Origin of the sequence: Paenibacillus sp. NRS-1781 (assembly GCF_050467745.1) — a bacterium.
GTDB lineage: Bacteria > Bacillota > Bacilli > Paenibacillales > Paenibacillaceae > Paenibacillus > Paenibacillus terrae_A.
This window is the reverse complement of the sequence record NZ_JBITPI010000035.1, coordinates 143,182-150,643: the sequence shown is the minus strand read 5'-3', so window position 1 is coordinate 150,643 and position 7,462 is coordinate 143,182. Positions and strand designations below refer to the sequence as shown.

Genomic DNA, 7,462 nt, shown 5'->3' with positions numbered 1-7,462 from the left:
CCCATGCCGGGCGCACATGAAGAAATGGCCATGCTAGCTTTTAGTAGTATGGCCTATTCCATATGTACTTCACATCGGTCCCTCATAGTCGGGGGAACCCACGATAGCCTGAAGCCAATCTAAGCCCAAGGCGAGTTTTACGCTCTTAATTGGTCAAGGAACAATTTCTTCAGAATCTTGAACTGTTCTTCCTCTTCTACCTGGGTATGAAATGCGGCAATGCCATTTAGCATAGCCATTTTCTTGGAAAAATTCCCAAAAACATTCATCATGGTAATAATGGTATCGGCAGTCATATGGTCCGTTCTTCTTATGTAGCCGTCTTGCTCTCCGAGTAGGACAAGCTCGCTGAAAAGCGCAATCAGTTTGTTGTACTGCTCCTGATAGATTTCTATATCTTCCAGAGGTTCTTTTGACATCGCAACGTAACATTCAATAATATTTCTGCGTCGCTTTATTCTCAGATTGCTGCGCTCATGTTCAAGTCTTTGACTAGGTTGAATGAAGAAGACCTCCTTACCGAATTTAGCTTCAATTATGCTAGCAAAGATACCTCTTGCTTGTCAATGAACATGCCCATATTAAAAATAGCGAAGCACATGGATTAAATTTAATCTTTTCAATTTTTGCGCAATAAGAGGTTAAGATTCCATTATCCAGTCTTTAGAGATAGTTATGTAACTGTTGTAGAACATCCGTTACACTGAAATAAAAGATGTCTACCACAGGCGATCAGAAAGCAAAGATAAAGGAGAATCTTCTCATTTAAGGAGATATAGTATGAAACGATTAATGGTTGATGGATTGAGGTTTGTGAATGAGGATGGAGATCAAGTCCTGATGAACGGTATTAATCTAGTATGCAAGAAGAAAGAATACGGATATATCGAACCCAATATTGATAATCTGTTGATCCATTTTGCAAGACGGGGATTCAATCTGGTTCGGTTAGGGATCTTCTGGGATGGTGTTGAGCCTGAGCCAGGCGTCTACGATGAAACATACCTGGACCGAGTTGCCCATGTTGTTCAGAAGGCAGAAGAGTGCGGAATCTATATCATGCTGGATATGCATCAGGACTTGTTCGCCGCTAAATTTGCCGATGGAGCACCGGATTGGGCAACGCTGGATGAAGGCTTGTATCATCCTGAGCATTGCAGCATGTGGTATGAAGCTTATCTGTCCAGTCAGGCTATCATGAGAGCTGCAGATAACTTTTGGAGTAATAAGGAAGCTTCTGACGGTGTAGGGCTGTTGGATCATTATGAAGCGATGTGGGAGCATATTGCTGACCGATTTAAGGATTTCACGAATATGATCGGTTTTGAACCAATGAATGAACCTTACATGGGAAGTATTGCGCTAAGAGCCTTTGGGACGGCCATTGCGAAAATCAAAGAATCCAACCCCGATTTCGATCTTAGCAATCAAGCAGCAGTGACTCTGGAAGAGCAGGGTGTTATGCAGAACATCTTAACAGAGCAGTTCATGGATTTTGATAAGGAAATTCTAATACCATTTTATAACCGGATACTGAGAGCTATTCGAAAAGTTTGCAGCGTTCCGCTCGTGACAGGAGGTAATATCTACAGCAGTTCATTTGTAGAAACGGGTATAGAAAAGCTGACAGGCCCGGATGGACAAGTGGATCATCAGCAAATCTATGGGCCGCATGGTTACGACGCGGTGGTGGATTCGGATAATTACGAGGCATTTAATAAAGAGAATATAAATCAAATTTTTGCACAAAAGAACCTGTCTCAACTAAGACTGCAAGTGCCTGTTATTGTTGGTGAATGGGGGGCATTTCCGAGTAAAGATTTCACGAATTCCCTGATTGAGCATATGGCAGGAATCCTGGAACAGTACCATTGGAGCAGCACTTACTGGGTGTACTATCAAGGTATGGAGAAGGACCCGAATTACTCAAGCTTGGAAAGAGGGTATCCGGTCATTACCGCAGGCGACCTAATTTCTTATCAATATGACTACTCGATGAAAAGTCTGAATGTGAAATGGAAAGCTAAGAAGAATAGAAAAACCGTTCTGTACATTCCAGAGCTTGCTAACATAACCCCGAAAACGATTTTCGTCAGTATTCCCGCTGAGGTACAGATTCAGCCATTGTCGGGTGTAGCTGGAGGATACGTCACCATAGTGACCGATGCAGATGAATTGATTGAGGTAACGGTCAGATAATAGAAGGTCTTATCACTCAAAGGTCGAATATAGGTGGGATCCTTCCATCGAGTTGTTGCAGAAACTTCAATATTTGTACTCTAAGAATACCATAATGAAATGTCTCAAAGAATTGGAGAGCCTGATTTTCGACTGAAAGCAAAGCTCACGTGAGGAGGAAATAGCGCATGGATCAGATTTTCAATCCATTTTTACCATTAAATGAATATATCCCGGATGTGGAGCCCCACGTATTTGGTGACAGGGTCTATGTGTACGGCTCCCATGACAGAGAGGGGGGCACTACCTTTTGCGAACTGGATTATGTGGTTTATTCTGCGGATGTAAAAGACTTAACAGACTGGAGATGCGAAGGGACAATTTATAGTGCCTCACAGGACCCGCACTCTAAAGAGGTTGTAAAAGGTGCCGGGGAGCGCAAGTATCTGTATGCTCCAGATGTGGTACAGGGTAATGATGGAAGATATTATCTGTATTACTGTTTGGCTGCTTTTGCCGGAAAAGGCGGATTTGACGGACCCATTTCTGTGGCAGTCTGCGATACCCCTGCAGGAAAGTACGAATACTATGGGGATGTGAAATACACGGATGGAAGGCTGATGCTTCGCTATATACCATTTGATCCGGCGGTCATCAATGATGATGGAAGGATCTATCTTTACTACGGTTGGGCACTTCCGGTAGGTCCTACTAACAACGCTCTTGTAAAAGGTATATATAACAAAGTCATGCAAGGAATGCTCCATAAGACCATGGAAGAAATCAAGTCAGATGCGCAGGGAATCATGGGGGCGAATGTTGTAGAACTTGAAGCAGACATGCTGACAGTTAAAAGTGAGCCTAAACGGATTATTCCTTGTGAAATGGAAGCAAAAGGTACGGAATTTAAAGGACATGCTTTCTTTGAAGCAAGCTCTATACGAAAGATTGGAGCAACCTATTATTTTATTTATTCTTCTTTTGTAAATCATGAGCTATGCTATGCTACCAGCATATACCCCGACAGGGAGTTTCAGTATGGTGGAGTGATTATATCAAACGGAGACATCGGAATGAATGGCAGAGACCCAAAAGATCGGCTGACTGTTACCGGAAATAATCACGGAAGCATCGAATGTATCAATGGTAATTGGTATATTTTCTATCACAGACATACGCATATGAGTTCTAACTCCAGACAGGCTTGCGCAGAACAAATCAACATACTTAAAGATGGCTCCATTCCACAGGTTGAAATGACATCCTGTGGTCTGAATAGCGGACCTTTGCAAGCAACAGGGGAATATCCTGCAGTTATTGCCTGCAACCTGACAGATGGACATATGCCACACATGACCAATGGAAGCAGTAAAAAGAAAAAGCCGCACATTACACATCGGGCTGAGGAACGCTTTCTTACTAATATTAGTACCGGAACTCTGCTTGCTTATAAATATTTTGATTTTCAAGGGTCAACAAAACTCACTGTAAAGACAAGAGGACCGGGAAGTGGAACACTGATAATTTCCAATAAACCAGGAAAAAAACTCGCCGAAATCAAAATAAATTCTTCGGAGAGCTGGAAATTAAGTAGTACACATATAGAACTAAATGGAATGCATGCTTTGTATTTTACATTTAAAGGGAAAAATAGAATTGAACTTTTAAGCTTTTCATTTTTTTAAAAGTCGTAAAAAGGACTCAAACAGTTCTTCATGCCACTGTCTTCAGCTAAATTGAAGGACGGATGGCATAAGCCGAGAATAGCCCCAAAAAATCAGAACACGCAATCCTAATTCTAGGATTGCGTGTTCTGATTTTTTGTCTTTGTCTTTTATCGGCTTCGATATTCGTGGGGGGTGGTTCCATAATTTTTCTTAAAAATCTTGATGAAGTGGGGAGGGGCCAAAAATCCGAGTTGACTGCTGACTTCCGCGATTTTCAAATCAGTATTGAGCAAAAGATAAGCGGCTCGCTCCATGCGCAAACGGTATAAGTAATCCCCAATCGTTTCACCTGAGACGGTTTTATAGACCTTGGATAAGTAAACAGGATGTAGACACACATGGTCAGCCACCGTCTGAAGCGAGATTCCTTCAGCAAGGTGAGCTTGGATGTAGCTTCTGACTTTAGAAGCGATTTGCTGATGTGCATCCTCCAAATGATGAGTAGCTTTCGCGCGGAGCATATTTATCATTTTCTCAGCCCATAGGAAGATTCGCTGACTGGAAAGATGGCTTTTTCTTCTCAAGAGCAGGTCGAACTCTTCTCCAAGCAGTTCTTCTACCGTTTCCTTAGGAGACCTGAATGAAATGGCAAAAGAAGAAGATAGGTAAAGCAGAACCGTAAACTGCTGATCGCGAGAAGGTTCTTTTGTTGGATCTCCGATGGATAAGATTCGATTGATTTTATCCAGAGCCTCGTCCCAATTCCCGGATTCCAGTAAAGAGGGCAACAGTGGTGGCTCGTAAAGATTGATCAAAGGATGTCCTTCTGCATCCGCAGCTTTTTCGTCAACAATTATAAAGTAACTTTTGTTTTCGCCTACATTGCGGTTGATTGAAGAGACCGAAGCCTGATAAAGCTCTGACAGGTTATTGGGGAATGTCCGTATCTGGCTCAAGCAGATGGACAATGCCCCCTTTAGAAACTTTTGAACATGATTTTGCAGCCTAACGGCATAGGAATCCACCAATTCAAAGGCTTTAGGATCATTGCTATTAATCAAGAACACCAGATAACCCTGCTCGCTAATGCAGTGCCATAAGCTAAAGAGGTTTTGGAATACCTCTTCTGCTATATTGGTGACTGCATATTCCAGAAGCGACAGTGAACGGAGATCATAGCCTGAAAAATCCTCTTCCAGACGAACCACCATCATCATGAAGGAATCGTTCGGCTTAAAAGGAAGTTCCAGCATGGTCAGTCGTTCTTCCAGAAAATGATTGTGCACCCGTCTGTTCTGAAGAAGATCATTAAGAAATTGATTACGCAGCAGAGGCATATTGGCATGCAGCGTATGCTGGATTCGCTGAAAAGAGCTGATTTCCTTCCACTCGGACTCAATGTATCGGATAGCGCTTACAACGGTGTCAATTAATGCGCTGATATCGACGGGTTTAAGAAGGTAATTCATCGCTTGGTATTGAATCGCTTTCTGTGCATATTCAAATTCATCGTGACCGGATAAAATAATACATAGAATCTTTTTTGCGAAATGTCTGATCTGTTCAATCAGCTCCAGACCGTCCATCTCTGGCATGCGAATGTCGGTGATTAAAATATCAATCGCATGTTTCGAAGCAATTTCCAGGGCTTCTTTGGCTGAATAAGCTCTATGCACGGACTGGATTCCATAATCTTCCCAAGGGATGGTAAGAGCGAGGCTGTCTACTACTGACTTCTCATCGTCTACAAATAATAATTCGTACAAGGTTAATCCTCCTGTTGTTTGGGCCAGTACAGTGTCACCTTTAGACCTCCCATAGGGCTTGGGCTAAATTCAATACCCGAGGGGGTCACAAAGTGTGTATGCATACGCTGCCTGATATTCCACAGGGCGCAGCCCATAGTATCTTGTTGGGGTTGTTCGATTCTTTGCAGAAGCTCCTCGATTTTTTCTTTCGGAAGTCCCTTTCCGTCATCCTCAACCATGAGGCGATAAAGACTATGCTCTTCGACTCCTGTAATCTGGATAAAGCCGGAGTCTTGTTTTTGTTCAATTCCATGAAGAACGCCGTTCTCAACCAAGGGCTGAATCAACAGCTTGGGAATTCCCAGCCTTCTCATGGAGTCAGGAACATCGATCCCATATGTTAGGCGCTCTATTCTTAAACATTGAATTTTCAAGTAATTCTCCACGACACCCAGTTCCTTGTCCAGTGTAGTCATAGGTTCATCCAACCGGGTAGAGTACCGGAAGTATTCTGCCAAGTTCTGCGTCATCGCAGTCACAGCCTCTTCATTTCCCAAACGGATCATGTTATTAATGAAGAACAGACAATTGTACAAGAAATGTGGATTGATTTGAGCCTGGAGCTGCTTCACCATAGCTTCCCTGGAGATGAGTTGCTCTTTGTACACCTTCTCAATGAGGTCCTGAATTTGCGCAGCCATATCATTAAAATCTGCATAAAGGAAATCAAATTCATTGCGGCTAGCCCTTGTTATTCGGAAGGAGAAATCTCCATTTTTGAGCTGACGGACTCCTTTGAGCAGGGTTACAATTGGTATTTGTACTTTCCGGTAAAGAAATAATAGTGTGACAACTCCGGTTGCAAGCAGCATGATACAGGCAATATAAAAGAACTTTTTGGTCCTTACTATGGGTTCAAACGCTTGGTTCAGTGGTAAATAATCGACCATATACCAACCCAAGGTTTCGGATTTCATAAAGATCGTCAAATAATCATTCCCATTGACGGATATGACCTCGGTTCCCTCCTCTCGCCCTCTCAAAAGGGGGTTCAGAGAACCCAGCAATGCATTAACAATTGTGGACTTGGAGTAGCGGTTCATGATAACCGGACTTCCCGGATGATAAAACAAGGGATCGTTGGTCTCATTCTTACTCCTGTCCAGCATCTCCAGTAGATTATCTTGTGGGAACGTAACATTAATTGTGTACCCATCATTCATTCGATAGGATGTAAATTCGCCAAGAACAGGATTGAACGTCCACGGTTCACCACTAAGCTTGGAGGGGGGGGCCTTTTGGGGAGGAGAGGCACCGATCCATTTATTCACATGCGTGGAGAAGATGGAAATCTGATTGTTCCAGCCTTCTGAGAATTTCTGTATATATAGCTTATCTGTTAAGTCCAACATTAATTTTACTTGCTCATAATTATTCATACGGTCAATCGAGGGCAATAGTCCAACCATCGGATCGGCCTCCAACGATACTGCGAACATGGATAGATTTTCGATGTTATGATCCAAATTATTCATAACAAACCGGATCCGGTTCAGGTTGTTTTGTTGAATATCCTGCCGTACCGTATTGAGACTCGTGTCAACAGTGTATGTGTACATCACCAAAATGATTGTGGTAGTCAACGGGATCAGCAGAAGGAGTGAGTAAAATGTACGGTATTGTTTGAACATAGCACCTAAATCCTTATAAATTTTTTTGATGTACCCATTGTAGAAGGCTAATAGCTTAATTACAATGCATATTAAACCAAAACGGTTGAAATCTTAATATAACGATATCAACCTTTGGATTTCGTTATATCTGACAGGTTGGATTATTGTTATGTTGAGTAAATGAATGTGTAGTCCG

Annotated in this window: 5 protein-coding genes; 2 read left to right on the top strand and 3 right to left on the bottom strand. The window is 42.4% G+C overall.

The genetic code is table 11. The features are described 5' to 3' along the window. Nucleotides 1–137: 137 nt before the first annotated feature. Nucleotides 138–419: a hypothetical protein gene (locus ACIFO6_RS13825; RefSeq protein WP_430041229.1), complete on the bottom strand. Its 282-nt coding sequence runs from the start codon at nt 417–419 to the stop codon at nt 138–140. Between the two features lie 361 nt (nt 420–780). On the opposite strand from ACIFO6_RS13825, the gene ACIFO6_RS13820 reads away from it, so the two are divergent. After that, the gene (locus ACIFO6_RS13820; RefSeq protein ID WP_430041228.1) at nt 781–2,199 is read left to right on the top strand and encodes a cellulase family glycosylhydrolase; all 1,419 of its coding nucleotides are present in this window, start codon (nt 781–783) and stop codon (nt 2,197–2,199) included. Between the two features lie 167 nt (nt 2,200–2,366). Then, complete coding sequence (locus ACIFO6_RS13815; RefSeq protein WP_430041227.1) at nt 2,367–3,863, top strand: family 43 glycosylhydrolase; 1,497 nt, start codon at nt 2,367–2,369, stop codon at nt 3,861–3,863. 149 nt (nt 3,864–4,012) lie between these two features. Here ACIFO6_RS13815 and ACIFO6_RS13810 read toward each other — a convergent pair whose 3' ends face one another. Together ACIFO6_RS13810 and ACIFO6_RS13805 are read right to left on the bottom strand one after the other, a co-directional pair. Continuing rightward, nucleotides 4,013–5,611, bottom strand: coding sequence for a response regulator transcription factor (locus ACIFO6_RS13810; RefSeq protein ID WP_430041226.1), 1,599 nt, complete (start codon nt 5,609–5,611; stop codon nt 4,013–4,015). Between the two features lie 2 nt (nt 5,612–5,613). Beyond that, nucleotides 5,614–7,284, bottom strand: coding sequence for a sensor histidine kinase (locus ACIFO6_RS13805; protein ID WP_430041225.1), 1,671 nt, complete (start codon nt 7,282–7,284; stop codon nt 5,614–5,616). Between the last annotated feature and the right edge of the window lie 178 nt (nt 7,285–7,462).

Bases quoted from the DNA above. Each gene is read 5' to 3' on its own strand.
- ACIFO6_RS13815 (WP_430041227.1), top strand. From the start codon at position 2,367: ATGGATCAGATTTTCAATCCATTTTTACCATTAAATGAATATATCCCG.
- ACIFO6_RS13805 (WP_430041225.1), bottom strand. From the start codon at position 7,284: ATGTTCAAACAATACCGTACATTTTACTCACTCCTTCTGCTGATCCCG.
- ACIFO6_RS13825 (WP_430041229.1), bottom strand. From the start codon at position 419: ATGTCAAAAGAACCTCTGGAAGATATAGAAATCTATCAGGAGCAGTAC.
- ACIFO6_RS13820 (WP_430041228.1), top strand. From the start codon at position 781: ATGAAACGATTAATGGTTGATGGATTGAGGTTTGTGAATGAGGATGGA.